This window comes from Brevibacterium sp. VCM10, assembly GCF_000583215.1.
GTDB classification, from domain to species: domain Bacteria; phylum Actinomycetota; class Actinomycetes; order Actinomycetales; family Brevibacteriaceae; genus Brevibacterium; species Brevibacterium linens.
In genome coordinates, this window is record NZ_JAJB01000061.1 from 1 (window position 1) to 26,630 (window position 26,630).

Annotated in this window: 25 protein-coding genes; 12 read left to right on the forward strand and 13 right to left on the reverse strand. The window is 65.4% G+C overall.

From position 1 onward, the window contains the following. Nucleotides 1-185 precede the first annotated feature (185 nt). On the forward strand, nucleotides 186-1,466 hold the full coding sequence (locus AD89_RS0115715) for an amidohydrolase (RefSeq protein WP_025780440.1): 1,281 nt from the start codon (nucleotides 186-188) through the stop codon (nucleotides 1,464-1,466). Further along, complete coding sequence (locus tag AD89_RS0115720) at nucleotides 1,463-3,370, forward strand: threonine/serine ThrE exporter family protein (protein WP_025780441.1); 1,908 nt, start codon at nucleotides 1,463-1,465, stop codon at nucleotides 3,368-3,370. The genes AD89_RS0115715 and AD89_RS0115720 overlap by 4 nt, the downstream gene beginning before the upstream one ends. Nucleotides 3,371-3,411: 41 nt before the next feature. On the opposite strand, the gene AD89_RS0115725 is transcribed toward AD89_RS0115720, so the two are convergent. Beyond that, the gene (locus AD89_RS0115725; protein WP_025780442.1) at nucleotides 3,412-4,113 is read right to left on the reverse strand and encodes a uracil-DNA glycosylase; all 702 of its coding nucleotides are present in this window, start codon (nucleotides 4,111-4,113) and stop codon (nucleotides 3,412-3,414) included. A 289-nt stretch (nucleotides 4,114-4,402) separates the two neighbouring features. Here AD89_RS0115725 and AD89_RS0115730 point away from each other — a divergent pair, with 289 nt between their 5' ends. The 6 genes from AD89_RS0115730 to AD89_RS0115755 all read left to right on the forward strand — a co-directional run bounded on the left by AD89_RS0115730 (nucleotide 4,403) and on the right by AD89_RS0115755 (nucleotide 10,501). After that, a complete protein-coding gene (locus AD89_RS0115730) occupies nucleotides 4,403-5,869 on the forward strand; it encodes an aldehyde dehydrogenase family protein (protein WP_025780443.1) in 1,467 nt (488 codons plus the stop codon). 296 nt (nucleotides 5,870-6,165) lie between these two features. Then, nucleotides 6,166-6,432 (forward strand): DUF3263 domain-containing protein, encoded by a 267-nt coding sequence (locus AD89_RS0115735; RefSeq protein ID WP_025780444.1) that lies wholly within the window; start codon nucleotides 6,166-6,168, stop codon nucleotides 6,430-6,432. A 2-nt stretch (nucleotides 6,433-6,434) separates the two neighbouring features. After that, nucleotides 6,435-6,998 (forward strand): LytR C-terminal domain-containing protein, encoded by a 564-nt coding sequence (locus tag AD89_RS0115740; protein WP_025780446.1) that lies wholly within the window; start codon nucleotides 6,435-6,437, stop codon nucleotides 6,996-6,998. A gap of 447 nt (nucleotides 6,999-7,445) precedes the next feature. Then, a complete protein-coding gene (locus AD89_RS0115745) occupies nucleotides 7,446-7,649 on the forward strand; it encodes a cold-shock protein (RefSeq protein ID WP_025780447.1) in 204 nt (67 codons plus the stop codon). A gap of 565 nt (nucleotides 7,650-8,214) precedes the next feature. Further along, the gene (gene groL, locus AD89_RS0115750) at nucleotides 8,215-9,858 is read left to right on the forward strand and encodes a chaperonin GroEL (protein ID WP_025780449.1); all 1,644 of its coding nucleotides are present in this window, start codon (nucleotides 8,215-8,217) and stop codon (nucleotides 9,856-9,858) included. Between the two features lie 301 nt (nucleotides 9,859-10,159). Next, nucleotides 10,160-10,501, forward strand: coding sequence for a hypothetical protein (locus tag AD89_RS0115755; protein WP_025780450.1), 342 nt, complete (start codon nucleotides 10,160-10,162; stop codon nucleotides 10,499-10,501). Between the two features lie 84 nt (nucleotides 10,502-10,585). Here AD89_RS0115755 and AD89_RS0115760 read toward each other — a convergent pair whose 3' ends face one another. Next, nucleotides 10,586-11,353, reverse strand: a complete 768-nt coding sequence (locus AD89_RS0115760; RefSeq protein WP_025780451.1) for a DUF1707 SHOCT-like domain-containing protein — start codon at nucleotides 11,351-11,353, stop codon at nucleotides 10,586-10,588. Between the two features lie 76 nt (nucleotides 11,354-11,429). Between AD89_RS0115760 and AD89_RS0115765 the strand changes: the two genes are divergently transcribed. The 3 genes from AD89_RS0115765 (at nucleotide 11,430) to AD89_RS0115775 (ending at nucleotide 13,477) form a co-directional block, all read left to right on the forward strand. Beyond that, nucleotides 11,430-12,179 (forward strand): sulfite exporter TauE/SafE family protein, encoded by a 750-nt coding sequence (locus AD89_RS0115765; protein WP_025780453.1) that lies wholly within the window; start codon nucleotides 11,430-11,432, stop codon nucleotides 12,177-12,179. A gap of 261 nt (nucleotides 12,180-12,440) precedes the next feature. Then, nucleotides 12,441-13,259: a hypothetical protein gene (locus AD89_RS0115770; protein WP_025780454.1), complete on the forward strand. Its 819-nt coding sequence runs from the start codon at nucleotides 12,441-12,443 to the stop codon at nucleotides 13,257-13,259. Beyond that, nucleotides 13,259-13,477: an RNA-binding S4 domain-containing protein gene (locus AD89_RS0115775; RefSeq protein WP_025780455.1), complete on the forward strand. Its 219-nt coding sequence runs from the start codon at nucleotides 13,259-13,261 to the stop codon at nucleotides 13,475-13,477. The genes AD89_RS0115770 and AD89_RS0115775 overlap by 1 nt, the downstream gene beginning before the upstream one ends. A gap of 90 nt (nucleotides 13,478-13,567) precedes the next feature. Here the strand turns inward: AD89_RS0115775 and pspAB are convergent, their stop codons facing one another. The 10 genes from pspAB to AD89_RS0115830 all read right to left on the reverse strand — a co-directional run bounded on the left by pspAB (nucleotide 13,568) and on the right by AD89_RS0115830 (nucleotide 23,414). After that, nucleotides 13,568-14,167 (reverse strand): PspA-associated protein PspAB, encoded by a 600-nt coding sequence (gene pspAB / locus AD89_RS0115780; protein WP_025780456.1) that lies wholly within the window; start codon nucleotides 14,165-14,167, stop codon nucleotides 13,568-13,570. Between the two features lie 47 nt (nucleotides 14,168-14,214). Next, a complete protein-coding gene (htpX, locus tag AD89_RS0115785) occupies nucleotides 14,215-15,126 on the reverse strand; it encodes a zinc metalloprotease HtpX (protein WP_025780457.1) in 912 nt (303 codons plus the stop codon). Between the two features lie 79 nt (nucleotides 15,127-15,205). Continuing rightward, nucleotides 15,206-15,490 (reverse strand): PspA-associated protein PspAA, encoded by a 285-nt coding sequence (gene pspAA / locus AD89_RS0115790; RefSeq protein ID WP_025780459.1) that lies wholly within the window; start codon nucleotides 15,488-15,490, stop codon nucleotides 15,206-15,208. Then, nucleotides 15,487-16,236 (reverse strand): PspA/IM30 family protein, encoded by a 750-nt coding sequence (locus AD89_RS0115795; protein ID WP_025780460.1) that lies wholly within the window; start codon nucleotides 16,234-16,236, stop codon nucleotides 15,487-15,489. The genes pspAA and AD89_RS0115795 overlap by 4 nt, the downstream gene beginning before the upstream one ends. Nucleotides 16,237-16,460: 224 nt before the next feature. Then, the gene (locus AD89_RS0115800; protein WP_035321190.1) at nucleotides 16,461-16,748 is read right to left on the reverse strand and encodes a WXG100 family type VII secretion target; all 288 of its coding nucleotides are present in this window, start codon (nucleotides 16,746-16,748) and stop codon (nucleotides 16,461-16,463) included. Between the two features lie 259 nt (nucleotides 16,749-17,007). Then, on the reverse strand, nucleotides 17,008-19,065 hold the full coding sequence (locus tag AD89_RS20045; protein WP_155807494.1) for a trypsin-like peptidase domain-containing protein: 2,058 nt from the start codon (nucleotides 19,063-19,065) through the stop codon (nucleotides 17,008-17,010). Then, complete coding sequence (locus AD89_RS0115815; protein ID WP_025780465.1) at nucleotides 19,062-21,005, reverse strand: HAMP domain-containing sensor histidine kinase; 1,944 nt, start codon at nucleotides 21,003-21,005, stop codon at nucleotides 19,062-19,064. The genes AD89_RS20045 and AD89_RS0115815 overlap by 4 nt, the downstream gene beginning before the upstream one ends. A gap of 30 nt (nucleotides 21,006-21,035) precedes the next feature. After that, complete coding sequence (locus AD89_RS0115820) at nucleotides 21,036-21,794, reverse strand: response regulator transcription factor (RefSeq protein ID WP_025780466.1); 759 nt, start codon at nucleotides 21,792-21,794, stop codon at nucleotides 21,036-21,038. Nucleotides 21,795-22,010: 216 nt separating this feature from the next. Further along, complete coding sequence (locus AD89_RS0115825; protein ID WP_025780468.1) at nucleotides 22,011-22,787, reverse strand: hypothetical protein; 777 nt, start codon at nucleotides 22,785-22,787, stop codon at nucleotides 22,011-22,013. 15 nt (nucleotides 22,788-22,802) lie between these two features. Further along, complete coding sequence (locus tag AD89_RS0115830; protein WP_231488723.1) at nucleotides 22,803-23,414, reverse strand: CGNR zinc finger domain-containing protein; 612 nt, start codon at nucleotides 23,412-23,414, stop codon at nucleotides 22,803-22,805. Between the two features lie 310 nt (nucleotides 23,415-23,724). Here AD89_RS0115830 and AD89_RS0115835 point away from each other — a divergent pair, with 310 nt between their 5' ends. Then, a complete protein-coding gene (locus AD89_RS0115835; protein WP_025780470.1) occupies nucleotides 23,725-24,690 on the forward strand; it encodes an EamA family transporter in 966 nt (321 codons plus the stop codon). Nucleotides 24,691-24,762: 72 nt separating this feature from the next. Here AD89_RS0115835 and AD89_RS0115840 read toward each other — a convergent pair whose 3' ends face one another. Continuing rightward, nucleotides 24,763-26,397: a DNA repair helicase XPB gene (locus AD89_RS0115840; RefSeq protein WP_025780472.1), complete on the reverse strand. Its 1,635-nt coding sequence runs from the start codon at nucleotides 26,395-26,397 to the stop codon at nucleotides 24,763-24,765. Nucleotides 26,398-26,630 lie beyond the last annotated feature (233 nt).

Sequence of the window (26,630 nt, forward strand, 5' to 3'; positions counted from 1 at the left end):
ACCTCGCGCGAGGTTGCTGGGCCGCCGTCAGGTAGCAAATGGGGAGGGAAGAGGGTGAGAACTCGCCCTGCCGGAAGCGTCCCGCCAACGCGGCGAACGGCCCCGAGGTCACCGTGTCCACACATCGAGTGGCGTAGACTCGAGACCGCACAGACGTCGTCGCCGACCCCCTCGCTAGGAGCAGAATGTATCGCTCAGTCCCGGTCCCCGCAGCCACAGATTTCGTCATCACGAACGCGCGGATCGTGCCCGTGGCCGATGCGTCCGGCAACCGCGCCGAGGCGATCGGATCGGGCACGCTCACGGTCAGGGACGGTCGCATCACCGAGGTGGCTGCCGGCCCCGTCGACACCTCTTCCCTCCCAGCGGACACCGAGGTCATCGATGCCGGTGGACGCTGGGTCCTGCCCGGTTTCATCGAAGCTCACGGCCACCTCGGCGTGCATGAGGACGGTGAGGGCTGGTCCGGTGACGATACGAACGAGATGACCGATCCCAACGGGGCGGGCCTGCGCGCGCTCGACAGCATCGATCCCACCGACCTCGGATTCAAGGATGCGCTGCGCGGCGGCGTCACCTCGGCGCTCATCAAACCCGGTTCCGGCAATCCCATCGGCGGTCGCACCGCCTTCCTCAAGACCTGGGGCCGCATCGTCGACGAAATGCTCGTGACGCAGGACCTGTCCGTGAAATCCGCGCTCGGCGAGAACCCGAAACGCGTGTACGGGGAGAAGAAGGTCACCCCGTCGACGAGGATGGGCACCGTCAAGATCATCCGCGACGCCTTCGTCGAGGCGCGGAACTACCAGGCCAAACGCGCCCAGGCGGAAGCCGAGGGCACCCCGTTCGACCGTGACCTGGTCAAGGAGACCCTCGCCGACGTCCTCGACGGCAAGCTCGCGTTCGACCAGCACTGTCACCGGGCCGACGACATCGCCACCGCCATCCGCCTGTCCGAGGAATTCGGGTACCGCCTGGTCATCAACCACGGGACCGAAGGCCACAAGATCGCCGACTTCATCGCCGCCAAGGGCATCGACGTCATCCTCGGACCTCTGATGACCTCCCGGTCGAAGGTCGAACTGCGCGACCGCACCCTGGCCACCGCCGCTTCCCTCGCCGAGGCGGGAGTGCGCATCGCGCTGACCACCGACCATCCGGTCATCCCGATCAACTTCCTCATCCACGAAGCCTCCCTGGCCGTGAAGGAGGGCCTCGACCCGGTCGTCGCGATCGAAGCGCTGACGATCAACCCCGCCGCGATCTTCGGCCTCGACGACCGCCTCGGCTCCCTGGCCGTGGGCCGCGACGCCGATATCGTCATCTGGTCGGGCGATCCGCTCGATCTGAACTCCCGCGCCGAGACCGTCTTCGTCTCCGGTCGTCGCGTCTTCGACTATGACGCCGCCTCGGGAACCGCGCACGTCGCCGACCCGCTCGGCCCGACACTCATCAGCGAGCCGTGAGCGACAGAGAACTCGAAGACGCCACCACCGCCGAGGTTCGGGTCGATCCGCCGACCGAACCCGGTCCTGTCCGCGGCTCATCCCCGGCGCCGGTCTCCCGCGGCAACCCGGAGGCCGGATCCCAGGCCCTGCGGGAGCTGCTCGAACGCACCCGTCTGCAGCGTCTGGCCGAGCTGCGGGAGTCCTCACCGGAACCCCAGCCCGACAACGTCGCGAAGGCCGCGGCAGCGAAGGCGGCGAAGCCCGAACGCAGCGGCGGACGGTCGAAGGCCCGCACCGACCACCGCGGGGCGTCTCAGCGCATCGCCCAGAGAGTCGCCCGGCGCACCGTCGGCAAACTCGTCTCGGGCACGACGGAGAACACGCAGCCGGTGCCCATCGTCACCGCGCTCAAAGGCACCCCCTACCAGGCGCCCGTGCAGGCGAAGGAGCCGAGCGAAGACGAAGCCCGGATGATCCTCGACCTCGCCGCCGATATCGCGGCGATGATGATGCGTGCCGGTGCCGGCACCAGCGATGTCGAGGTCTCCGTCATCGCCGCCTGCACCGCGTGCGGTCTGGCCACCGTCGAGATCGATCTGACCTCGAACACTCTCGTCGTGCACTATTCGACCTCGGACGGACGTCTGCTGACGGTGATGCGGGTCAACCGCGGTGAGTCCACGCATTTCGCGAAGCTCGCCTCGGTGCACAAGCTCGTCACCGACCTCGTCGACGGGCGTCTGGAATTCCATGAGGCACGCAGTCGCCTCGACGCGATACGCACGCAGCGGCGGCCGTTTCCCGAATGGTTCACCACCGGTGCCTGGGGCTTGATGGTCGGTGCCCTCGTCCTGCTGCTCGGGGGAGGGGCGGTCGCGGTGCCCCTGGGCATCACGATGGCCATCGTCGTGTTCCAGGTCGGCAAGCTGATCGGGCGCACCCACCTGCCGTCGTTCTTCATCACGGCGCTGCAGGCCGCCTCGGCGACGCTCATCGCCACCATCGCCGGAGATCTGGGGATCATCAACTCCCCGCAGTACCTCGTGGCCGCCGGCATCGTCCTGCTCCTGCCGACCCAATCGCTGTATTCGGCGGTCCAGGATGCGCTGACGAACTTCCCGCTGACCGCGGCCGGTCGAGTGGTCGGAGTGTTCATGACCCTGGCCGGCATCGTCTCCGGAATCGCGTTGGGCATCGTGTGCGGTCAGGCCATCGGGCTCAGCCATATCGAGGTGCTCGTGCCCAAGGCGAGTCCGCACGTGGTCACGGCGATCCTGTCGATGGTTGCGGCGGCCGTGGTGGCGATGTCCGGTGCCGTGGCGATGTCGGCCAGGCGCCGGTTCATCCTTCCTGCCGCGCTTGTCGGACTCGCTTCGCACATCACGATGATGTCGCTGACCCTGCTGCACATCGACAATGTGCTCGCCAGTCTTCTCGCCGCGACCGTCACCGGGTTCCTCTCCCGGCCCTTGGCCCTGCGGCTGGGAGCACCGGCAATCGTGCTCATGCTTCCGGGCATCTATACCCTGCTGCAGGGGCTGTCGATCTTCACCGCCGTCTATCAGATCGCGTCGGAGTCGGAGAACGTCTCCTTCGCTGTGGGGCTGTCCTCGCTGTTCACCGCGATCCTGGCGAATGCGGCTCTCGCAGTCGGGGCTGTGCTCGGCAGCTATCTGGCGCTGCCGCTGAAGAACCTCAAGAGCCGGAGTTCGGCCGAGGAGAAGGTCGAGGAGGTGCGCAGCGGCGAACCCACGACCGCAGTCATCGACTCGGTGCAGCCCGGAGGAGCGAAGACCCAGTCGAGCGGACCCGGAGGAGCGAAGGCGCAGTCGGCCGAGACCGGAGGAGCGAAGCCTCAGCCGAGTGGGGCCGGAGGAACGGCATCCTCAGAGGAGACCGCGACCGGTCCGAATCAGATCTGATTCGGACTCAGATCGGACCCGGGCTCAGGTCTGATCCGGACTCAGGCCTGAGCCGGCAGTGCCCAGTCGATCGGATCGATGCCCTTCTGAGCGAGCAGCTCGTTCGTGCGCGAGAACGGGCGGGAGCCGAAGAATCCCCGGCGGGCCGACAGGGGCGAGGGATGTGCGGATTCGATGATGGCCACCTCGGCGGTTCCTGAGGTCAGCAGGGGAGCGAGGTTCCTGGCATCGCGGCCCCAGAGGATGGCGACGAGCGGCTGATCGCGTTCGATCAGCGCTGTGATCGCCCGTTCCGTGATCTCCTCCCACCCCTTGCCGCGGTGGGATGCGGGTTCGCCGGGGGAGACGGTGAGAGCACGGTTGAGCAGCATGACTCCCTGGCGTGACCAGGCACGCAGATCTCCGTGCGGAGCCGGCGGAATGCCGAGGTCGGACTCGAGTTCCTGATAGATGTTGCCCAGCGACCGCGGCAGGGGGCGGACATCGGGGTCGACGGCGAACGACAGTCCGATGGCGTGGCCGGGCGTCGGGTAGGGGTCCTGGCCGACGATGAGGACCTTGACCTCGGACAGCGGCTCGGCGAAGGCGCGGAAGACGAAATCCCCGGAGGGCAGGTAGGCGCGGCCGGCGGCGATCTCGTCGCGGAGGAAGTCGCCCATCGAGTGGATCCGCTCCTCCACTCCGGCCAGGGCGCTCGCCCAATCGGGGGACATGATCTCGGTCAGCGGAGGCGTCGATGTCATGGGCACGAGTGTAGCGATGCCGGGCCGCAGGAGTCGCGCTGGGACGACGGAGCCGTCTCGGGGAGGCCGATGGCAACGTCAGAGCCGCCTCGGGGAGGTCGACGACAACGTCAGAGCCGCCTCGGGGAGGCCGATGGCAACGTCAGCGCTGCCTCGGCGCAGGCACTGCGCGCATGTGCACCGAGCGCAGATCGGGTGTGCGCGATCGCCTATCGAACGGGTGTATTGCCGCCCAGTGCCACGCGTTATGCTCGGCCTAAGGAGTTCATCGTTGAACGAAAGGACCGAAATGTCGGAATTCCCAGAGGCCAAGAACTGGAAGATGCTCATCGGCGGTCAGTGGGTCGACGCCGCTGACGGCGACACCACCGATCTCATCACCCCGATCGACCGCAACGTCGTCATCGCCACGGTGCCCAACGGCAAAGAGGCCGACGCCGACCGCGCCGTCCAGGCCGCACGGAAGGCGTTCCCCGAGTGGGCGGCCCTGCCGTTCAAGGAACGCCAGAAGAAGCTTCTGGCCTGTGCCGATGCGCTCGACGCCGCCTCGGAGGAGCTCGCCCAGCTGACCGCTCTCGACACCGGCAACGCGATCCGCACCCAGGCTCGCCCGGAGACGATCATCCTGGCCGACCTGTTCCGCTACATGGGCGGCGTCGCCGGTGAGGTCAAGGGCAACACCCTGCCCGCCGGAGACAAGCAGCTCCAATACACCAAGCGCGTGCCCCTGGGGGTCGTCGCCGGCATCCTGCCGTGGAACTCGCCCCTGATGATCGCCGCCTTCAAGACGCCGGCCGCGATCGCCGCGGGCAACACGATCGTCCTCAAATGCGCCGAGGATGCGCCGCTGACCATCCTCAAGATGGCCGAGATCATCGCCGACATCCTCCCTGCTGGTGTGCTCAATGTCGTCACCGGCAAGGGGTCGGTCATCGGTGAGGCCCTCAACGTCCACCCGGACGTCGACAAGGTCTCATTCACCGGATCGACGAGCGTAGGCCGACACGTCGCCGAGGTGGCCGGTGGCCGTCTCGCGCATTCGTCGATGGAGCTCGGCGGCAAGTCCCCGAACATCATCTTCCCGGACTCGAACGACGACGACACCCTCGAGCAGGTGCTGCTCTCGACCCGCTTCGCCCGCCAGGGGCAGTCGTGCACCATGGGCTCGCGCCTGTTCCTCCACGAAGACATCTACGACGACTTCCTGTCCAAGCTCGTCGACGCGGTGTCGAAGATGAAGGTCGGTGACCCCCGCGATGAGTCCACCGACATCGGCTGCATCATCAATGAGAAGCAGTACGACCAGGTCGCCGGCTACATCGAGATGGGCAAGTCGATGGACGGCGTCGAGATCGCCTATGACGGCTCCGATTCGCTGGAAGTCGGCGAGCCCGGCTTCTACCACGCACCGGTGATCTTCTCGAAGGCGAAGAACGACTGGCAGACCAGCCGCGAAGAGATCTTCGGCCCTGTCCTCTCGGTCATCCCGTGGAAGGACATCGACGAGGTCATCGACATGGCCAACGACTCCGACTTCGGTCTCGCGGCCTTCGTCTTCACCAAGGACGTCGACGCGGCCCTGACCATGGCCAACCGGATCGAATCCGGCTGGGTCCAGGTCAACCAGGGCGGCGGTCAGCTGGCCGGACAGTCCTACGGCGGCATGAAGACCTCCGGTTTCGGACGCGAGGCTTCGCTGGAGGGCATGCTCGAGGGCTTCACCCAGATCAAGCAGGTCAACATCCGCATCCGCTGATCCGATTCCGCCGAGGCGGCCCCGCACTCTCGGTCGGATGTGGGGTCGGTCCGATCCTCGAGATCGGGTCACTCGATCCGCCGGGGCGGCCCCGCCTCGGCGGAGGTCGTTCCCTTCACCCCGTCGTCACGGTCACCGATCCGGTGTCATGCGGCGGGGTGATGCGGTTGGTGCGGGGCTGACATGGGCCGTTCGGGGACCGACCTCACATCCGCGGCGGCGCGCCGGAAATTTCGGTACCGTCGTTCGGGCGATAATATAGAAGCACAGACACCTCTCGAAGGAGCACAACATCTATGCCGCCGAATGACGACACCTCAGAACTGAGCGAGCTCGAGGTGGCCGTTTTGGAATTCGAGCGGCGGTGGTGGAAATACGGTGGAGCCAAGGATCACGCGATCCGTGAGCGCTTCGACATGTCTGCCACCAGCTACTTCCAGATACTGAACTCGCTTCTCGACAACCCTGCAGCACTGGCCAGCGACCCCATGCTGGTCAAGCGCCTTCGCCGAATCCGCAGCACGCGGCAGAGCGAACGCGCCCAAGCCCGCGTCTCGAGGTAGACATGACCGACGAATTCGACGAGATCGAGCCCGGCCGGCGCAGCGGTGCCCATCGACAGGAATCCGCGGCGTCGTCGAACGTCGGTGCCATCTCGCTGGTCATCATCCTCGCCCTGGTCGCGGTCCTGCTGGTCGTGGCCGCCATCAACATCATCTTCTCCTCGATGGGCAACCCCGAATCGAAGATCGCCGATCCTCCGGCCTCCGAATCGGCATCGGCCGAACCCTCACCGAGTGAGAGCGAGGTCAGCGTCGCAGACGACTCGATCACCGTCGACGTCCTTAACGGCTCCGGCGTCTCCGGCGCCGCGAAGAAGTTCTCCGAGGCGGTCGAAGTGAAAGGCTGGACGCTCGGCGAGGTCGGAAACTACTCGACCGCACTCACCGTGTCGACCGTGTACTACAACGGCGAGGAGAACGCCTCGCAGGCCAAGCTCGTCGCCGAATCGTTGGGAGTCTCGGCCACGGAGGCCTCGTCCGACTTCGAAGCGGATATCACCGTCGTCATCTGCTCGGACATCGCCGATCGCGGACCCGAGCCCAGCGCAGGCGGGGACTCGGAGTGATCCGAAGCGATTCGGCCGCGCGGCAATGTGACTGCGTCGGTCGGATCGGTTCGGCCTCGACCGATGTGGCTGCGAGCCCGTCATGAGTCGGCCGCCTCGGTTGCGGTCGGGGATGGGACGGTCGGCCACCTCGGCGAATTTCTGACCGAACGGTCTGATTCCATTCGCTGCGATCCCCGCTGTGAACTGGGCAGAAATCCTTAGATAACGAATCTATAACAGTGCTGAACCGCTCGAGGTGGGATGCGCGCCTGCGGTAGAGTTGCAACAGCTAGGCAAGCACAGCACCTTGTGTTCTATTCGTGCTTCACCGAGATAATTCTCTAGAGGTCAATGAGAGAAGTCGCGGGGTCAGTTGAGTTTTACTAGCTTCCGTATCTCAGGTGTGGTCATCTGATAGCGGCTGCGATGCGGGATTTCAATGGCACTGCACTGTATGGAGAAGTAATGGCACAAGGTACCGTCAAGTGGTTCAACGCTGAAAAGGGCTACGGATTCATCACCCTCGAAGGCGACAACCAGGACGTGTTCGTTCACTGGAGCGCAATCCAGATGGACGGCTACCGCTCTCTCGAAGAGGGCCAGCAGGTTCAGTTCGAAGTGGGAGAAGGACAAAAGGGTCCTCAGGCGGAGTCCGTCACCCTCCTCTGAGACTGGCTGCTGTCAGCACAGTTTTCTGATCCGCTGCGGCGGGTGGTCGGAACGGCCTTCGGGCCAACCGGCACCAACCGCACGGGGGAAGCGCCGAGCAGGCAACTGTTCGGCGCTTTTCAGTGCCCGCGGGGGAGTGCCAGCGTGGGTGCGGGGGAGCGGCCGCGGCAGTGCCCGCCAGAGCGGGAGATTCGATGCGGCACGGTTTAGGTTGAGCAGCACATGTTTGAAATCGTGCTTCTCAACTTTGATAGGGCCGTGAGCAGACTGGCCGGGTCGAGAGGCGTTTCGCGCTGGGCCGAAATGACCTTTGCGCCTTCCTCCGGCGCCCAGAACTCGTGGCTCGCACCCCCCGCGTGCCCGTCATGGCAGGCAATGATTATTTGCACTCGCATGGGGAGAGTGCTAAATCTAGTACTGGTGAAAACCGATGGGTTCCCACCAGTCGTCTCGAGAGCGTGGTCCATATGTGGAATGGAACATGCGGACACACTCTCTGCCGTCGCGGGCGTTGACGACTGCTCTGGATTCCCACTCCACTCCATCAGGGAGGATCTAAGCCACTATGGCAAAGATGATTGCATTCGACGAAGAAGCTCGTCGAGGACTCGAAGCTGGCCTCAACCAGCTTGCGGACGCGGTCAAGGTGACCCTTGGACCCCGCGGTCGCAATGTCGTGCTCGAAAAGCAGTGGGGCGCACCGACCATCACCAACGATGGCGTCTCCATTGCCAAGGAGATCGAACTCGAGGACCCCTACGAGAAGATCGGCGCCGAGCTCGTCAAGGAAGTCGCCAAGAAGACTGACGACGTCGCAGGCGACGGAACCACCACCGCTACCGTGCTCGCACAGGCTCTCGTCCGCGAAGGTCTGCGCAACGTGGCAGCCGGTGCTGATCCGCTCAGCCTCAAGCGCGGCATCGAGAAGGCCGTTGAGGCCGTCACGAACGTCCTGCTGAACAACGCCATCGACATCGAGACCAAGGAACAGATCGCCGCCACCGCAGGCATCTCCGCCGGAGATCCCGCCATCGGTGAACTGATCGCCGAGGCCATCGACAAGGTCGGCAAGGAAGGCGTCGTCACCGTCGAGGAGTCCAACACCTTCGGACTCGAACTCGAACTGACCGAGGGTATGCGCTTCGACAAGGGCTACATCTCCGGTTACTTCGTCACTGACACCGATCGCCAGGAAGCTGTCCTTGAGGATCCCTACATCCTCATCGTCAACTCCAAGATCTCGAACGTGAAGGACCTGCTGCCCGTCCTCGAGAAGGTTCAGCAGTCCAACAAGCCGCTGTTCATCATCGCCGAAGACGTCGAGGGCGAAGCCCTGGCCGTCCTGGTGCTGAACAAGCTCAAGGGCACCTTCAAGTCCGTGGCCGTCAAGGCTCCGGGCTTCGGTGACCGTCGCAAGGCTCAGCTCGCCGACATCGCCATCCTCACCGGTGGCCAGGTCGTGTCCGAGGAAGTCGGACTCAAGCTCGACAGCGTGACCACCGACCTGCTGGGCACCGCCCGCAAGGTCGTCATCACCAAGGACGAGACCACCATCGTCGAGGGCGCAGGAGACGCCGAGGAGATCGCCGGACGGGTCGCTCAGATCCGCGCCGAGATCGAGAACTCGGACTCCGACTACGACCGTGAGAAGCTGCAGGAACGTCTGGCCAAGCTGGCCGGCGGTGTTGCAGTCATCAAGGCCGGAGCCGCCACCGAGGTTGAGCTCAAGGAAACCAAGCACCGCATCGAAGATGCCGTGCGCAACGCCAAGGCTGCTGTGGAAGAGGGAATCGTCGCCGGTGGCGGCGTCTCGCTCATCCAGGCGGGCAAGGCCGCATTCGCGGACCTCGCACTCTCCGGAGACGAGGCCACCGGTGCCAACATCGTCAAGGTTGCCATCGAAGCCCCGCTCAAGCAGATCGCCACGAACGCCGGCCTCGAAGCCGGTGTGGTTGCCGACAAGGTCGCGAACCTCGAAGCCGGATTCGGTCTCAACGCCGCAACTGGTGACTACGAGGATCTGCTGGCCGCCGGCATCAACGACCCGGTCAAGGTGACCCGCTCTGCCCTGCAGAACGCCGCCTCGATCGCCGGTCTGTTCCTCACCACCGAGTCGGTCGTCGCCGACAAGCCCGAAAAGGCCCCCGCAGGTGCAGACGCAGCTGCCGGCATGGACGGCATGGGTGGAATGGGCGGCATGGGCTTCTGATAGCCACCGCTCGTTCGATCGGCCGTGCCGGTGCCCGCAAGGGCGCCGGCACGGCCGTTTTCGCGCCCGGGCGCCCGGCGCCCGGGTCCCGGCCCCCGGGTCCCGGGTCCCGGGTCCCGGCTCCCGGGTCTCGGGTCCCGGCCCCACGGTCGGGTCGTTCAGGCGGACGTGTCCGCCCGTCGTGAGTCGGCGACCATCTTCGCCGAGGCGGCCCGCCGACCCGTTGTTCTGGATCCTCCACCCGCATAGGCTGGGCCTATGAACTTCACCGGCACCGATGCCTGCGGAAACAGTCCGAAGAATGTCTTCGTCGCAACGTTCGAAGACAATCCTCTTCAACGGCGACCGAGACGCGCTGACCGAGGCGATAGCCGACGACTGCGTCCTCCAGATCGTCCACCCCTCCGACGTCGAGACCCACACGGGCCGGGAAGCCGTCGTCGAGGCGCTGCTGCAGCTGTCCGCGCATTCGCCGGAGGTCGGTCACCTCGAAGCGGCGATCACTCACGGCAAGGCCGCTGCGGCGTGGGGATACTGGCAGGCCGAGGCGGACGGCGACGACCTGAAGCACTTCTCCCACACCATGTGGTTCACCACGCACAAGGCGCAGGCGTTCGGCCAGATGAGGATCTTCCAGGCCTGAGCCGGAACTGGACAGGTCGGGCCTGAGCTATAACCGAACCAACCTGAGCCAATTCAGAACGGAACCGACCGTGGACGTCAGCGCTCAGTCCCAGGGGTTGTCGCGGGGATGACGGCGCTGCCCCCGCCCCTGGTCCCTCTCATCGCGGCGGGAATTCTGCCCGGGAGAGTACGGCGGGTGGGACGGATGCGGCGGCTGCAAGCCCGTACCGAAGTCGGCTTCATAATCTCGTTCGGGATGCTCGCCGTCGTCGAGCTGTCGTTGGGCCTCGGCATCGCCGAGGTGCGCCCGGGCCCGACGCGTGAGCTCCTTCTTCCGATTGCGGATGATCTCGTCCTTGTGCGCGATGCGCCCCAACCCGCCGAACAGCATGGGCACGATGACGAAGATCGGCCAGAAGAAGATGAACTCACCGCGCGCGATCGACGTGATCGCCCAGATCGCCAGCACGATCCCGACCGGACCCGCGACGGCACCGAGCAGTGACTGGCGCACCCGATCCCGGTAGTACTTCTGCGCCGCAGCATCGATCTGCTCCGGCGTGATCGGCACCCGATCTTCCGCGAGCCGCGCCAGTGCCTGGGCGCGTCCAGCATCATCGAGCCGGTCCGGTTCGACCTCGGCCGGATCGGCAAGGACGAGGTCGTCGATCAGCGCTGGGATCTCACCGAGGGTTTTGACCGTCGCGGCCGCCTCGGTGCGTTCGTCGAACTCGTCGGCGTCGAGCTGGCCGCGGGCATAGGCCTCGGAGAGGACATCACTGACGACCGCGCGATCGGCATCCGATGCCCGGACCTGCCCATACGATCGCGGATCTGCGCTGAACCTCGACCATAGTTCACTGGCGTTCATGGTGAATACTCTAACCCCGCGGTCAGCGGTGAGACTGAGGATCAGCCGGGAATCGGGCTGGACTAGACTCGACCGCGTGGAACCCGTCGTCGTGCTCATCTTCTTCGCCGTGTTCCTCGGCGCATTGTCCCAACGCGTCACCGGGATGGGATTCGGCCTGGTCAGCGGTCCCTTCCTCGTGCTCCTCCTCGATCCGTTCAGCGGCGTCATCCTCGTCAACATCTGCGGAATCGTCGCCTCATTCTCCGTCTTCGTCCGCACCTTCGCCGAGGTGGCATGGCCGCCGTTCCGACACCTTGCCTTGGGCGCGGTGATCGGCGCCGTCGCCGGCGCGCTTCTCTCGTCGTCGATGCCCACTCCACCGCTGCAGATCCTCATCGGCGCACTCATCATCGTCTCCCTCATCAGTTCACTGACCTTGGGGAAGCTGGGCCGGTCGATTCCCGCGAACTTCGGCACACGGATGACGGCCGGACTCTTCTCCGGGGCGATGTCGGCGGCAGCCGGCGCCGGGGGACCGGCGGTGAGCGCCTACGCTGTGCTGACGAACTGGGAGCAGCGGTCGTTCGCGGCCACCCTGCAGCCGTTCCTCGTCGTCGGGAACGTCTCGGCGGTGGTGATGAAAGTGGTCGTCGACGGAGGGGCCTGGCCACATCTGGAGATCGGAGTCTGGGCCGGGCTCGGTCTCGTCCTCGTTGCCGGCCTCCTCGGCGGTGATCGGCTGGCCCGTCACATCGACGTCGGCGTCGCGCGGATCGGGATGCTCGTCCTCGCATTCGGCGGCGGAATCGCGGCCTTGGTCAAGGGCTTCCTGGGGCTTGTGTGAGGCGGTCGCCCATGGGACGAGCGACGGTGTCACATGACCGGCGCGCACCGGATGTTGAGCGCCTGCAGCTGCGCCGTCGTCGATGGCCTGGGATTGACTTGTCGTCGATGGCTTGGGATTGAGGATTGAGTTGTCGTCGATGGTCTGCGACTGCGTCGCTGATCGCCTGGAACTGAGCAGATGTGGGGCACAGGCTCAGACGCCTGTCAGTTTCATCGGGCATACTGTTCGAGGACAAAGCTAGCCTGGGAGGCATGGATCGTGACTGAAGTATTTCTGTTGCTGCTCGTAGTTCTCGGGGCCGTCTTCTTCATCGGCCACCGCAAGGAGAAGAAGCGGCAGCAGGAATTGCACGCCGCCGAACTTCAGCAGGTGAAGAAGACCGCTGAAGAGGACGTCACCTCGTTCGGCGAGGAAGTCGCCGACCTCGACGTCATCACCGCGGGAGTCGACCTCGACACGGGCGGAGCGCAGGACTACAAGCAGGCGCTCGACTCGTACGATGTGGCCAAGGAGACGCTCGAGAAGGTCTCCGAACCCGCTGACATCCGTCACGTCACCGAGGCGCTCGAAGACGGCCGTTACGCCGCCAAGTGCGTTCGCGCCCGGGTCGAAGGCAAACCCCTGCCGGTGCGTCGTCCGCCCTGCTTCTTCAACCCCCAGCACGGACCCTCGGTCGAAGACATCGACTGGGCTCCGGCCGGCGGTCAGCTGCGCCCGGTTCCCGTGTGCGCCGCCGACGCCGAACGCGTCGCCGTCGGTGCTGATCCGCTGGTGCGCAAGGTCGTGACCGGAGACGGACACACCCGTCGCGCCTACTGGGAGGCCGGACCGGCCTACGCCGAATACAACCGCGGCTACTTCAACTCCTACGCCGGTTCCGGCCTGCTGCCCGGCGTCCTCATGGGTGCCATGATGTTCGGCGGAATGGGCGGCGGCTGGGACGGTGCCTACGGAGGCGATATGGGCGACGCCGGTGGAGACGCAGGCGGAGACATCGGCGGCGACGGCGGTGGCTTCTTCGGAGGCGACGGCGGTGACGGCGGCGGCCTGTTCGACGGATTCGGAGACCTGTTCTGATGGACACGATCGAGATCCGCGGCGAGTCGATCAGGCTCGGCCAGCTGCTCAAACTCCACGGAATCGCCGAACACGGCGCCATGGCCAAGGACATGATCGCCGACGGCGAGGTCAGCGTCAACGGCGAGGTCGAGACTCGCCGTGGTGCCACGATCCGTCCGGGCGACCGCATCGAAGCCCTCGGCGAAGTCATCGAGGTGGCCGCCGAAGAAGGCTGACAGTCTCAGATACGATTGGAGGGCGTTCCCGCGGGGACGCCCTCCACTCGTCTGTCCGGACTGACATGCCTGTCGCCCGGACTGATATGCCTACCGCAGCTCGGGGGCACCCGGGGTGTCGTTCATGCCCGGGGCATCCCACAGCGCCGACCAGTTCGACGTGTCCTCCTCGAACGGCAGCTCGCCGGAGAGGACACCCTTGACCTGGATCTCCAGGGGGTTGTCCCGCTGCTTCGGTCCAGACTGCACGAACGGGTAGAAGGTTCCGCGCTTGTATTGGTAGACCAACGCCATTCGACGTCCATCGGGATGGACGAAGTACACGGTCGTGCACAGCAGCATCGTGTCGAAGCCCTGATTGACCAGCGCCGAGTTCACGGCGTGGATGTTCGTGACGAGGTTGACCACCTCGGCGTTCCCATCGGCCACGACCTGCCAGGTGAACCCGAAGCCGTCGTTCTCCTGCCGCACCGAGGCGGCCGGGTCGGAACCGATGAGGGCGACGCTTTCGGACTCGGCGGACTGGAATGCGGCCCCCTCGACCTGGCGGAACGCGACGGCTCCGACGCCCGTGGGAGTGAAGCCGGTCGCCGCCTGCAGCGTCAGCGCCGCCGGCGGCAGGGCGAAGAGGTCGTCGAGGTTGGCCCGTTTCGGTTTGGACCGGCCGAGCAGTGCGTCGAAGAATCCCATGGAGCTCCTAATTCGGTGATGCGCAGTTCAAAGGGTGCGGTGGATGCTCACTCTGGCCGGGAGAGCTGGGCGGAGATCTTCGCCAACTGATCCAGGCGCTTCTCGAGCGAGGGGTGGGTGGAGAAGAGCTGGCCGAATGCGGCCTTTCCGCTGATGGCGGGGATCAGGGCCAGGTGATTCGCCGAGGCGGACGACCGCAGGTCCTTCTCCGGAATCTTGGCCATGTCCCCGCTCAGCTTCGTCAGCGCCGAGGCCAGGGTCGACGGGGCGCCGGTGAGGATGGCTGCCGCACGGTCGGCGGCCAGCTCACGATATCGCGACAGCGCGCGGATGAGGACGAACGAGAGACCGTAGACGACGGCTCCGACGAGGATGAACAGCAGCTGGATCGGAATGCCGTTGTTATTGTTGTTCGACCGACCGAAGCTCATGTAGTACCCGGCGCGCATCATCAGTGCGGCGACGACTCCGGTGACGCCGGCGACGGTCATCACAGTCACGTCGCGGTGGGCGACGTGGGAGAGCTCGTGGGCGAGGACGACCTCGACTTCATCGCGGTCGAGCTTCTCGAGCAGACCACGGGTCACGCACACCACCGAGCGTTCGGGGGAACGACCGGTGGCGAAGGCATTGGGGATCGGAGAATTCGAGACGGCCACGCGGGGTTTCGGCGCATCGGCCAGCTGGCAGAGTCGGTCGATGATCGTATGCAGCTCCGGAGCCTCCTCGGGGGAGACCTCCCGGCCGCCCATCGCACGCATGGCGATCTTGTCGGAGAAGTACCACTGGAAGAAGAACGCGCCGGCGCTGATGAGGACGGCGATGATGACTCCGCCGACGCTCTGCCCGACGATCCACCAGATCGCGAGGATGAGCACGACATAGATGAGGCCGTTGAGGAAGATCGTCCATCCCATCCGCATGGTCAGGCCGTTGTCTTTGACGAAGCGGTTCTTCATCGTGGTTCCTCTCTGGCAGTGGCAGAACCGGCCCACTGTCGAAGACAATGGGCCGGGTGCATTTCGGTACTCTGTGGTTTCAGGCCGGGTCCGGGATGAAACCCTCGCCGGTGAGCAGTTCGGCGATCTCGGCCAGGGTGGCGTCGGCGAACGGAATGACGACGTCGGAGGACCCGAGGTAGTCATCGGCGACCGGCTGGCCGTTGGCCGTGACGTAGTCGTGCAGGGACGTCAGCGCGGTCCGCACTGCTTCCTCGTCTCCGGCATTGACGGCGTCTTCGACCTGGTTGTCGTACTTCTGCAGCAGGTCCTGGTCGACGTCGGCGACGTCGAACTGACCTTCGCCCATGATGCGGATGATCATTGCTGATCCTCACCTTCGAGCGACTTCTGGTCCTTCGCCTCGGAACCGGCAGGCAGGGACTCGCGCATCCGCTGGAGTTCCATCTCCACATCATTTTCGCTGGAGAGGGAGTCGAGCTGGGCGGTGATGTCGTCTTTCTGGGTTCCTGTGACATCGTCGAGGGCACCCGAGGCGAGAAGCTCATCGACGGCCCCGGCGCGCGCCTGCAGATTCGCGGTCTTGTCCTCGGCGCGCTGGACGGCGAGTCCGACGTCGCCGAGCTCTTCCGAGATGCCCGAGAACGCCTCGCCGATCTTGGACTGTGCGTCGGCGGCGTTGTACGTGGCCTTCAGCGTCTCCTTCTTCGTCCGGAAGGCGTCGACCTTGGCCTGGAGGCGCTGCGAGGCGAGGGTGAGCTTCTGCTCCTCACCCTGCAGTCCCTCGTGCTGGGTCTGCAGGTCGGTGATCTGCTGGGTCAGTCCGGACTTGCGGGTCAGAGCCTCGCGGGCGAGGTCCTCGCGACCGATCTGCATGGCCTTCTCGGCCTGACCGGAGAGCTTGTTCTGCTGCTGTTCGAGCTGGTTGATCTGCAGCTCGAGGCGCTTGCGGCTGGTGGCGACATCGGCAACACCTCTACGGACCTTCTGCAGCAGCTCCAACTGCTTCTGGTACGAATAGTCAAGGGTTTCGTTGGGGTTCTCGGCCTTGTCCAGAGCTTTGTTGGCCTTGGCACCGAAGATCGTCGCGATCCGTTGGAAGATACTCATCCGTAGTCGACTCCTGCATTGGTTTGACCCGACGCTGCCAACCCGATCCACTCCGGTCCGGAGATTCTTGGCCAACACCGCCGCGAACTATCGTTCTCAAGTCTACTGAGAAAGGCTGATAGTTTGCCAGACGCCGACTACGAGAACAGACAGATCCCGGCCGCTGTATCTCGGGGGATGCGCGACCGGGGCCTGTGACCCTCGGCGGGTGGGACTCGATCGGGTCAGGGGGCGAAGAGCCGCGAGTTCGCCGCCTCGACTTCGGAGTACTGCCGGGCAGCAGTATGGAGCGCACCGTGGACGGAGTTGAGCGATTCCATGAGCTGCTTCTGCGCACGTTCCCACTGGTTGACCACGGCCTGGAAGTTCTGTGCCGCACTGCCGCGCCAGCATTCCTGGAGGGCGAGCAGATTGCGCATCATCGTGTCGGATTCGGACACGAGGTTGCGGGAGGTGTTCGCAGCGGCGGTGGCGGCGGACTGGACGCGTTCGGCGTCGACTTCGAAACTCATCATCACTCCTCTTGGTCAGGATCGCCCCGCCACGGTCGGGCGAGACGAGATCAGTGTCGACGGCAGGAGGCGAAGACCGGAAGGGCACGGAAAGAGGGTGTGGACAGCGTTCGGCTGTCCACACCCTCCAGGTGGCGCAGTCGCGGCAGTGTCCCCAGGCTCTGACGCATGAGTCGCTGACTCGGGAGTGCGCCGGTGCGGGAGTGCGCCGGCGCGTGAGTGCGCACTCGCGCGAGTCGTCGACGGGTCAGCCGCGCACCTACTGCAGCACGAGCGTGACGTCGAGCTTCTGTTCCTTCCCTCCGCGGACAACGGTGACCTCGACCGGAGTGTTCACCGGCTGCGCGCGGACGAGGGCGCGCAGGGCGATGGCGTTGTTCACCTTGGTTCCGGCCACCTCGACGATGTCGTCTCCATCCTTGAGTCCGGCCTTGTCCGCCGGGGATCCGCCGGCCACGGACTGCACCTTGGCGCTGCCGCGGCTGATGCCGCCGCTGTTGATGTGCCCGTCGGTGAGGGTGATGCCGAGGAACGGATGCTGGGCCTTGCCGGAGGAGATGAGCTGATCGGCGATCATCACGGCCTGGTTCGCGGGGATCGCGAACCCGATGCCGATCGATCCGGACTGTCCTCCCTCGCCCTGACTCAGCGATGCCGCCGCCGAGTTCACTCCGATGAACTCGCCATCGCCGTTGACCAGCGGTCCACCCGAGTTGCCGGGGTTGATCGCCGCATCCGTCTGGATGGCGTTCGTGATCGTCATCTCCTTCTCCTGCGAGGTCGCATCCTCGCCGATGTTCTCCGTCGACACCGGGCGGTCGAGCGCGGAGACGATGCCGGTGGTCACGGAGTCGGCCAGGCCGAGGGGGTTGCCCAGGGCCATCACCGGGTCGCCCACGCTCAGCTTCTTCGAATCGCCGATGACCAGCGGTTTCACACCGTCGGGCACCTGCTCGAGCTTGATGACGGCGATATCGGTCGAGGGATCACGGCCGACGATCTTCGCTTCCGTCGTCTCACCGTTCTTCATGGTCACGGCGATCTCGCCGTCGGGGGTGTCCGCCGGTGCGACGACGTGGTTGTTCGTGATGACGTGGCCCTGATCGTCGTACAACGCGCCCGAGCCGAGTCCCTGGACCTGACCGCCTGTGCCGACCTGGATCGACATCACACTGTCCGAGGTCTTCTCAGCGACCTGCGTCCAGTCCGGTGTCTCGATCGTCTCCTCGGCGACCTTGCGCGGCTCATCTTCCTGCAGCGATGAGAGCGCATAGTTCCCGCCGAACGCGAGAGCCCCACCGAGGAGGGCAGCTACCAGTCCGATCGCGATCGTCGCGCCCCAACCGGGTCCCTTCTTCTCTCGCCGAGGCGGCTGCTGAGCTCCGTACGGACCGAACCCGTCCGGTCCGTACGGCCCACCGGGTCCACCGGGTCCGACCGGCCCACCGGGTCCTGCCGGTCCTCCCGGTCCGGGCTGTGAACCGACGGCCGCGGATTCCGAAGAATAGGGACCCGGCGCGGGCACCGCGGAATAGGAGTTCGAACCGGTCGGCTGGCCCGGAGAGTTCTGCTGGCCGGGCCCGTTCTGCTGCCCCGGATACGACTGGGACCCACCGTGCTGCCCCGGATACGACTGGGACCCACCGTGCTGCCCCGGATACGGTTGGGTGCCGCCGTCGTGGCCCGGGGACCCGCCCTGCTGAGGCTGACCGTGCGGGGGTTGGTGTTGAGGCTGAGTCGGCTGGACATTCTGCCGATCCGGCTGCGACTGGTCGCCGAAATTGCCCTGGGCGCTGTGATGCCCGTGCTGGCCCGGCTGACCTGCCTGCTGTTGGCTGCCCGGCTGATACGGAGCTGACTGCTGCCCGTTCGGTGGATACGGCGACGTCTGCTGGGGCTGTCCCTGCTGACCCGGCTGGCCCGGCTGGCCCGGCCGGCCCGGCTGACCGGTTGGCTGTTGCCCGCCGGCCTGCCCGGCCTGCTGCCTACCGGGCTGGTAGGGGGAGGACGGCTGGGAGGGGGAGCCTCCTCGGTGAGGGGAACCGTCCACAGGGTTCTGTGCCTGAGTCGGCGGCACATCCGGGCGCCTTTCCGGGGGTGCGACCGGTGGACTGACCCGGGCAGGGCCGTTGGACTGAGAGGGGAAGGTGCGCGGAACCTCGGCACCGGACCCGCGGTAGCCCCCGGCCGACGGGCTGCGACGCCCCTCGGCGGCGGAACCGCTGTGCTGATTCGCCGACGGGCGCGGAGTCTGATCGTCCGATCGGGCGCTGCGGGACACCTCATTCGGATCCTGGGAGTCGTTGTTCTCGTTCATCGCTCATCCTTTCGCGTGTCCGCAGTGGTGTCGCCGTTGTCGGAGATGGGCAGGTCGATGCGGAACGTCGCACCGCCGCCCGGAGTTTCGTGGACGGAGATCGCACCATGGTGGTTCTCCACGATCGCCTTGACGATCGACAGCCCGAGCCCCGAACCGCCGGTGTCCCTGGTCCGGGACACATCGAGACGGTAGAAGCGCTCGAAGATGCGCGGAACCACCTCGGGGTCGATTCCGTCGCCATGATCCCTGACCTCGAAGCGGACCCGGCCGTTGGGGAATCCGCGCAGCGACTCATCGACCGTGATCGACCCGGCGGCGGTGACGTCGGGGACGATGTTGGCCGCCTCGGAGCCCTCGGCCCGATCCTTCGACTGCTGGTCGGGTTCCGGACCGGTCGGCAGGTCCGTCTGCGCAGTGCCCTGTGGGTCTGTCTGTTCCCCGGGCTGAGGTCCGGTCGGCGGGGTGGGCTGGGTGTCGGCCTGATCGTTTCCGGCAGAGTCGCCTCGGCGGAATATCCGGACTCCACCGGTGACGAACCCGCGCTCACGCAGTTTGTCCTTCGCGCCGTTCTTCCCACCGTTTCGACCGTTGTGACCGCGAGTGCCGCCCTCACGGATCTCGCCGGTGTCCGCAGAGTCCGGGTCGACCTGTTCGGGGAGGCCGACGACGCCGACGGCGAATTCGATTGCGGTGTGCTCGGGCGTATGGCGCACGGCATTGCCGGCGAGGTTGACGATGACCTGGCGGATCTTCGACTCGGAACCGCGGATCATCGGCACCGGCTGAGCATCCTCACCATCGAGTCCGATGAAGCTGATATCGCGGTCCGGGGCCTGTGCCGCGGCATCGGCGGCGGCATCGCGGACGACCTTGTGGAGGTCGATCGGACCGATCTCGGCGGCACGCTGCTCGTCGAGGCGGGCGAGGACGACGAGATCGTCGACGAGGACGCCCATGCGCTTGGCCTCGGACTCCATCCGCTCCATCGCGTTGGCGATGTCATCGGACTTCGTGATCGCACCCTGCCGGTACAGCTCCGCATATCCGCGGATCGTGACCAGGGGAGTCCGCAGCTCGTGGGAGGCATCGGAGACGAACTGGCGGATGCGCTTCTCCGACCGAGTCTGCCCGTCGAAGGAGTCCTCGATGCGGCCGAGCATCGTATTCAGCGCCGCCGACAGACGTCCGAGCTCCGTGTTGCGCGGATAGCTGGGCACACGTTGGGACAGGTCGCCGGCGGCGATGCGCGATGCGGTCTTCTCGATATCGCGCAGCGGTCGGAACGTGTTGTTGATCGCCCAATAGCCGACTCCGGCGACCATCGCCAGGGCCAGCAGGCCGATGCCGATCATCGTGTTCCTGGCTCGCTCGTTGATGTTGTCGACCTCGCGGTCGAAGGGCACCGCGATGGACACGAGCACGTCGGTGTTCTTCACCTTCATCGCCCGCGCCCGCCACTGCGAACTCGTTCCGGCGACAGTGAAGGGCTCGCCGCCGCGGGAATAGACTTCCTTCTCATCGATCTTCGGCAGGATCGGATGGTTCTGCGGCTCCGGAGCGACGGGGTCGCGGATCGGATCCCCGTTCGTGTCGTAGAACTGCACATAGAACCCTCCCGGCAGCAGGCTCTTGAGCTGATCCCAGGAATTCGAATCGATCGTCGTCGACGACGGCGCCTCCTCGGCGTCATCGTCCCCGGACTGGAGTTCGGCCGGTTGGAACACATCTTGGTAGGCCTGCTTCGCCAGGGTCTCCGAGGCGCTGATGAGTCGCTCATCGGTGCGCTGGACGAGGCTGTCGCGCAGGTTCTCCAACACCCACGCGCTCGTCCCCGTGAGGACGAGCAGCATGAGCAGCATCATGATGGCCAGCAGCTTGGTGGTCAGAGACCATTCTTCCCAGAAGCCGGGACGGGAGGGACGGGATTCTATCGGCACGTATGTAATCTATCGTCCTTGCATGGACGACTACTTGGATTCCGGTGTGCGCAGCATGTAGCCGACCCCGCGCTTGGTCTGGATCATCGGCGTCCACTCCATCTCGACGGGGTGGCCGGCGGCATCCGTCTCCGGAGTGACGTCGATCTTGCGGCGCAGGTAGGAGATATAGGACTCGACGATTCCGGTGTCGCCGCCGAAGTCGTACTCCCACACATGGTCGAGGATCTGCGACTTCGACAGGACGCGGTTCGTGTTGAGCATGAGGTAGCGCAGCAGCTTGAATTCGGTGGGGGAGAGGTCGATGAGGATGCCGGAGCGGCGGACCTCGTGGGTGTCGTCGTCGAGTTCGAGGTCGCCCGCCACGATGACGGCGTTCTCTTCGTCCTCGAGATTGCGGGTGCGGCGGAGGACGGCGCGGATGCGTGCGACGACCTCTTCGAGGCTGAAGGGCTTCGTCACATAGTCGTCGCCGCCGACGGTCAGACCGGTGATCTTGTCCGAGGTGTCATCACGGGCGGTGAGGAACACGACGGGGGCGTTCATGCCGATCTGGCGCAGACGGCGGGTGACGGTGAAGCCGTCCATGTCCGGGAGCATGACGTCGAGGACGAGGAGGTCGATGTCGGTCTGCTCGGCCAGACGCAGCGCCTCGGCACCGTTGGCAGCGGAGACGACGTCGAATCCGGCGAAGCGGAGACTGGTGGACAGGAGTTCGCGGATATTGGGCTCATCATCGACAACGAGCAGGGTGGCTTCGATGTCGATGTCGTTCTGTGCTGTAGTCATGAATCCAGTCTGAGACCCGTGTCTGGGAGTTAGCTGGAGAGTAGCTGAATGCGAATGTGATGTGCGCCACTGAAAAACTCTCAGGAAAGTCGTTTTGGACTCCGGATCGGGCTGTCGTTCTCAGAAAAGGAAGCCCGATTTCAGTGAAATATGCGGCTGCGATCAGTTTGTATTCAGAAATGTTCGCCGAGGCGGGTGTGGGTAGGGCGGGTTCGGTCAGCGTGGGTGCGGCGGGCGAGGGGCGGGTGGCATCGGGAAGACGGTGCCCGACCGGGATGTCGGATTCTCTCGGATCTCACGCGGTGGGCGGAGGTCGAAGAGCTGCTGGGTGACGGCGAAGCGCTGAATCCGCTCGGGGCGGTGGCGGTCATAGATCACCTGACCGATAGTGCCTCGTAGTGACGGGTCCTGCTGGACGAGGTGACGGGCCCAGCGGTCCCGGCCCTTGTTGTCGACGAAGTGAACCACGGCCAGGCTCGGTGCTCTTGCCGAGGAGCCGGACCAGTAGTCGATAACGCTGCCTTCGGCCAAGGCTGCATTGGGGTAGGGAGGGCGGTCGAGAATCGGATACCGGGCCCTACGGAATGCGAGCAGGGAGACGGCGATGAGTCCGGCGCCGGTGGCAATGGCCACGACCCACCAGGCAGTCGCGGCGTCGGTCGCGGCGGGGACGAAGCCGAGGCCGAGTCCGCCGCCGCACCCGAGTGCTGCCAGCTGATACCGGAAGAAGCGAGTGAGACCTCCGCCGGTGCGGATTCGACCGAGAGCGGCGCGCATGAGTGCGTGGCTGAAGATGACGGAGAAGATGGCCGTGGTGGTGGCGAGGGCGAGGAAAAAGAGCTTCTCAGTCAGCTCTCCGCCGACGCCGGTGGGGAGGAAGACGAACAGCATGATGGCGAAGCCCGACGTCAGCGTGGCCGACATGGTGATGATGCCTGCAATGCCGGCGGCGAGCTTGCGTCCGGCTGTGATGCGCAAGGGCTGAAGTGACATGGGCGGCTCCTCGGGTCAGTTGTGGGAGTCGGCGTCGGAGTGACGGGCGCGGAAGGCCGCGACGTGCGTGCGGGTGGCGCAGCTGCCGGTGTCGCAGAAGCGCTTCGAACGATTGCGGCTGAAGTCGGCCAGATAGGCGCGGCAGTGCTCGGCGGCGCAGCGTCCGAGTCGGTCGAGGTCCCCGGAGCGGATGAGGTCGATGAGGACCAGGGCGACATCGGCGGCCACTCGGTCGGCCAGGCTGGCGTGAGTGCCGGTGGCGTGCAGGTGCCAGTCCCAGTGGTCGTGTTTGACCAATTGCGGCACAGACCCCGAGTCACTCAGTGTGAGATTGATCTCATCGACGACGGCGATCGTGCCCGCTTCGAACTCGTCGGCGGTCTCGGCATCGATGCTCGCATCCAGGGCTGCGGCGAATCTGCGGCGCAGTTCGAGGGTCTCATCGACATCGCTTTTGGTGGCGGTCAAGGGGCCGGAGAAGTCGTGCCGGGCCGCGAACTCGCGGAGTTTCGCGGTCGTCGTCAGCTCGTCGCCGCCATCGGTGATGTCGCCGGAGGTGTTGAGGAGGTCGACGAGCATCGTGAGGTTCGCGCGAATGTCGTAGATGAAGGCCATGGTGAATACCATTCTGCCACAGCATGTAAGGACCAAAATGCACTTGACCCATTTCAGTTCCGAGGTCGATACTGAAATCGGACATCTCGCAGGGCATGCCGAGGCGCTGCTCGACCCGACGATGTGCAGACCCGGCAGAACGACGAATCGGTCACGCCGATGTCGACGTCGGGCCACCTCGGTGAGGGGATCTGACCATCGTCGGGTCGCCTCGGCGAGGGAATGATCCGTCACCGCACCATCAACTCAACACCGCACCACCACCTCGGGGACGTCTGTCCTCGTGCGCCACTCACCGTTTCACCACATCAGGAGGTCAAGAATGAATCGCACCGTCATCGCAGGGTTCCTGCTCACTCTTGCCTCCGCATTCTTCTTCGCGGTGTCGGGGCCGATCGCGAAGACGATGTACCAGGTCGGGTGGACGCCGGGCGCGGTGGTGCTCATCCGCCTGGCCGGATCCGCGGTCCTGCTGCTCATCCCCACCCTCATTGCCCTGCGCGGACGCTGGGGCGAAGTGCTCACGCACTGGCGCACCGTTGTCACCTACGGCCTGGTCTCGATGGCCGGCGTTCAGGGGTTCTACTTCGTCGCCGTCGAACACCTCACCGTGGCCGTGGCGCTGCTGCTGGAGATGACTGCGCCGATGCTCATCGTCTTCTGGATCTGGGCGCGGACACGGACGCGGCCGGCGACGGTGACGTTCATCGGGGTCGTCGTCTCGATGATCGGGCTCCTGCTCGTGCTCAACCTGCGCGGATCGTCGATCAGCATTCTCGGCGTGGTCATGGCCATGGCCGCCGCGGTCTGCCTGGCCAGCTACTTCCTCGTCTCGGCGAAGGACACGATCACGATCCCTCCGGTCGCGCTGACCGGTCTGGGCATGGGCATCGGGGCGCTGGCGATGTCGGTCATCGTGCTCGTCGGGGTCATGCCGTGGAACGCTGTGACTGAAGACGTCGACTTCGGCGGGGTGCCGATGTCGTGGGTCGTGCCGATGGCGATGATCGTCGTCTTCACCGTCGGCGCGTACATCACCGGGATCCTCGGTCTGCGCTATGTCGGGGCGACGGTCGGATCGTTCGTCAACCTCGTCGAGGTGCCGTTCTCCGTCATCGTCGCCTGGCTGGTCCTCTTCGAGATGCCTGCCCCGATCCAGCTCTTCGGCGGAGTCTTCATCCTCGGCGGCGTCGGCTTCATCAAGTGGGGCGAATCCCGCCTCGCCCGCCGCGTCGCCCGCCGTGAGGTCGTCGTCACCTCCGACGCAGACACCCTTATTACTACGTAATTACTACCTGACGGGGGCCCAGCAACCTCGCGCCAGGTTGCTGGGCCCCCGTCAGGTAGCAATTGAGGGGAGTCAGCGGACTTCGATGCTGTAGCTGTAGCCCTGTTCGGTGAGGAAGCGGCGGCGCTGAGCGGCGAAGTGCTCATCGACGGTGTCGGCGGCGACGACCGTGTAGAACGTGGCCGACCCCTGGTCTTCCTTCGGGCGCAGAATCCGCCCGAGGCGCTGGGCCTCCTCCTGCCGGGATCCGAAGGCTCCGGAGACCTGGATTGCCACCGAGGCGGCCGGCAGATCCACGGAGAAGTTCGCGACCTTCGAGACCACGAGCACGGGGATCTCCCCGGACCGGAACTCGCGGAAGAGCTCCTGGCGCACCGATTCAGGGGTCTGCCCGGTGAGCACGGGCGCACCGAGTTCGGCTCCGATCTCCTCGAGCTGATCGAGATACTGACCGATGACGAGGATCTGCGCATCCGGATGATCGGCGACGAGTTCGGACACGATCGGCAGCTTCGCATCCGACGTCGCCGCCAGCCGGTATCGGTCCTCTCCGTCGGCGCGGGCATACGCAGTTCGAGTTCCGCCGTCGAGGCGGACGCGGACTTCATGACAGGTCGCCGAGGCGATATACCCGAGCCGTTCGAGCTCCTTCCACGGCACTTCGTACTGCTTGGGTCCGATGAGGGAGAACACCTCGTCCTCGCGTCCGTCCTCGCGCACCAGAGTTGCGGTCAGGCCGAGGCGACGACGCGCCTGCAGGCTTGCGGTCAGCCGGAAGATCGGCGCCGGCAGGAGGTGCACCTCGTCGTAGATGACCAGGCCCCAGTCCTTGGCGTCGAGGAGTTCGAGGTGGAGGTACGAGCCCTTCCTCCGGGTGGTGAGCACCTGATACGTGGCGATGGTGATCGGGCGGATCTCCTTCGTCGATCCCGAATATTCGCCGACTTCGTCTTCGGTCAGGGTGGTGCGGCGCAGGATCTCGTCCTTCCACTGCTTCGCCGAGACCGAGTTCGTCACGAGGATGAGCGTCGTCGTCTGCACCCGCGACATGGTGGCGACGCCGACGACCGTCTTCCCGGCACCGCACGGCAGAACGACGACCCCGGACTCACCGGACAGCGACTGATCGATCGCCTGCCTCTGATAGTCGCGCAGATGCCATTGACCGCCATGGGCATCATCGGACAGTGAGATCTCGTGGGCTTCGCCGTCGACATAACCGGCGTGGTCGGACACCGGGTGTCCCAGCTGCAGCAGTGCGTGTTTGAGCTCGCCGCGCTCGGAAGGGTGGACGAGGACGGATTCGGCATCGATGCGTTTGCCGAACTTGCCGACGAGATCGGGCTGACCGACGAGCTCATCTAGCAGTCCCGTCTCCGTCGAGGTCAGGGTCAGTCCGTGGATCGGGTGGTCGATGAGGGTGAGCACACCGAACCGGTCCATGATGTCGACGATGTCGACGAGGAGCTCATGCGGGACCGGATACTTCGCGAATTCGAGGAGCACATCGACGACGGATTCGGCATCATGGCCGCTGGCGCGCGCGTTCCACAGTCCCAGCGGGGTGATCTCATAGGTGTGGATGTACTCCGGGGTCCGCGACAGCTGCGCGAACGGGGCGATCGCCACGGCCGCCTCGACGGCCTGCGGATGTCCCGATTCGAGCAGCACAGTCCGATCGGACTGCACGATCAACGGACCATTCATTCAATAATTCCCTTCCCGAAGTGTGATGACACCAGAGGACACAACACGTCCATCACCCCGATTGTTCCCGCTCCGAGCTACCTGACGGGGGCCCAGCAACCTGGCGCCAGGTTGCTGGGCCCCCGTCAGGTAGCAATTAGGGGGAGGGGTGTACGGAGACGATGCGGGCGACGGACAGGGACGCCTCGGCGCCGGTGGTCGTCACCACTCCGCGGACGCGGCCGGCGTTGAGG

Bases quoted from the DNA above. Each gene is read 5' to 3' on its own strand.
- AD89_RS0115740 (WP_025780446.1), top strand. From the start codon at position 6,435: ATGACCGACGAATTCGACGAGATCGAGCCCGGCCGGCGCAGCGGTGCC.
- AD89_RS0115725 (WP_025780442.1), bottom strand. From the start codon at position 4,113: ATGACATCGACGCCTCCGCTGACCGAGATCATGTCCCCCGATTGGGCG.
- AD89_RS0115820 (WP_025780466.1), bottom strand. From the start codon at position 21,794: ATGACTACAGCACAGAACGACATCGACATCGAAGCCACCCTGCTCGTT.
- AD89_RS20045 (WP_155807494.1), bottom strand. From the start codon at position 19,065: ATGAACGAGAACAACGACTCCCAGGATCCGAATGAGGTGTCCCGCAGC.
- AD89_RS0115745 (WP_025780447.1), top strand. From the start codon at position 7,446: ATGGCACAAGGTACCGTCAAGTGGTTCAACGCTGAAAAGGGCTACGGA.
- AD89_RS0115735 (WP_025780444.1), top strand. From the start codon at position 6,166: ATGCCGCCGAATGACGACACCTCAGAACTGAGCGAGCTCGAGGTGGCC.
- AD89_RS0115825 (WP_025780468.1), bottom strand. From the start codon at position 22,787: ATGTCACTTCAGCCCTTGCGCATCACAGCCGGACGCAAGCTCGCCGCC.
- AD89_RS0115835 (WP_025780470.1), top strand. From the start codon at position 23,725: ATGAATCGCACCGTCATCGCAGGGTTCCTGCTCACTCTTGCCTCCGCA.
- pspAA (WP_025780459.1), bottom strand. From the start codon at position 15,490: ATGATCATCCGCATCATGGGCGAAGGTCAGTTCGACGTCGCCGACGTC.
- AD89_RS0115760 (WP_025780451.1), bottom strand. From the start codon at position 11,353: ATGAACGCCAGTGAACTATGGTCGAGGTTCAGCGCAGATCCGCGATCG.
- AD89_RS0115715 (WP_025780440.1), top strand. From the start codon at position 186: ATGTATCGCTCAGTCCCGGTCCCCGCAGCCACAGATTTCGTCATCACG.
- AD89_RS0115795 (WP_025780460.1), bottom strand. From the start codon at position 16,236: ATGAGTATCTTCCAACGGATCGCGACGATCTTCGGTGCCAAGGCCAAC.
- AD89_RS0115830 (WP_231488723.1), bottom strand. From the start codon at position 23,414: ATGGTATTCACCATGGCCTTCATCTACGACATTCGCGCGAACCTCACG.
- AD89_RS0115775 (WP_025780455.1), top strand. From the start codon at position 13,259: ATGGACACGATCGAGATCCGCGGCGAGTCGATCAGGCTCGGCCAGCTG.
- AD89_RS0115800 (WP_035321190.1), bottom strand. From the start codon at position 16,748: ATGAGTTTCGAAGTCGACGCCGAACGCGTCCAGTCCGCCGCCACCGCC.
- AD89_RS0115840 (WP_025780472.1), bottom strand. From the start codon at position 26,397: ATGAATGGTCCGTTGATCGTGCAGTCCGATCGGACTGTGCTGCTCGAA.
- AD89_RS0115730 (WP_025780443.1), top strand. From the start codon at position 4,403: ATGTCGGAATTCCCAGAGGCCAAGAACTGGAAGATGCTCATCGGCGGT.
- groL (WP_025780449.1), top strand. From the start codon at position 8,215: ATGGCAAAGATGATTGCATTCGACGAAGAAGCTCGTCGAGGACTCGAA.
- pspAB (WP_025780456.1), bottom strand. From the start codon at position 14,167: ATGGGATTCTTCGACGCACTGCTCGGCCGGTCCAAACCGAAACGGGCC.
- htpX (WP_025780457.1), bottom strand. From the start codon at position 15,126: ATGAAGAACCGCTTCGTCAAAGACAACGGCCTGACCATGCGGATGGGA.
- AD89_RS0115755 (WP_025780450.1), top strand. From the start codon at position 10,160: ATGTCTTCGTCGCAACGTTCGAAGACAATCCTCTTCAACGGCGACCGA.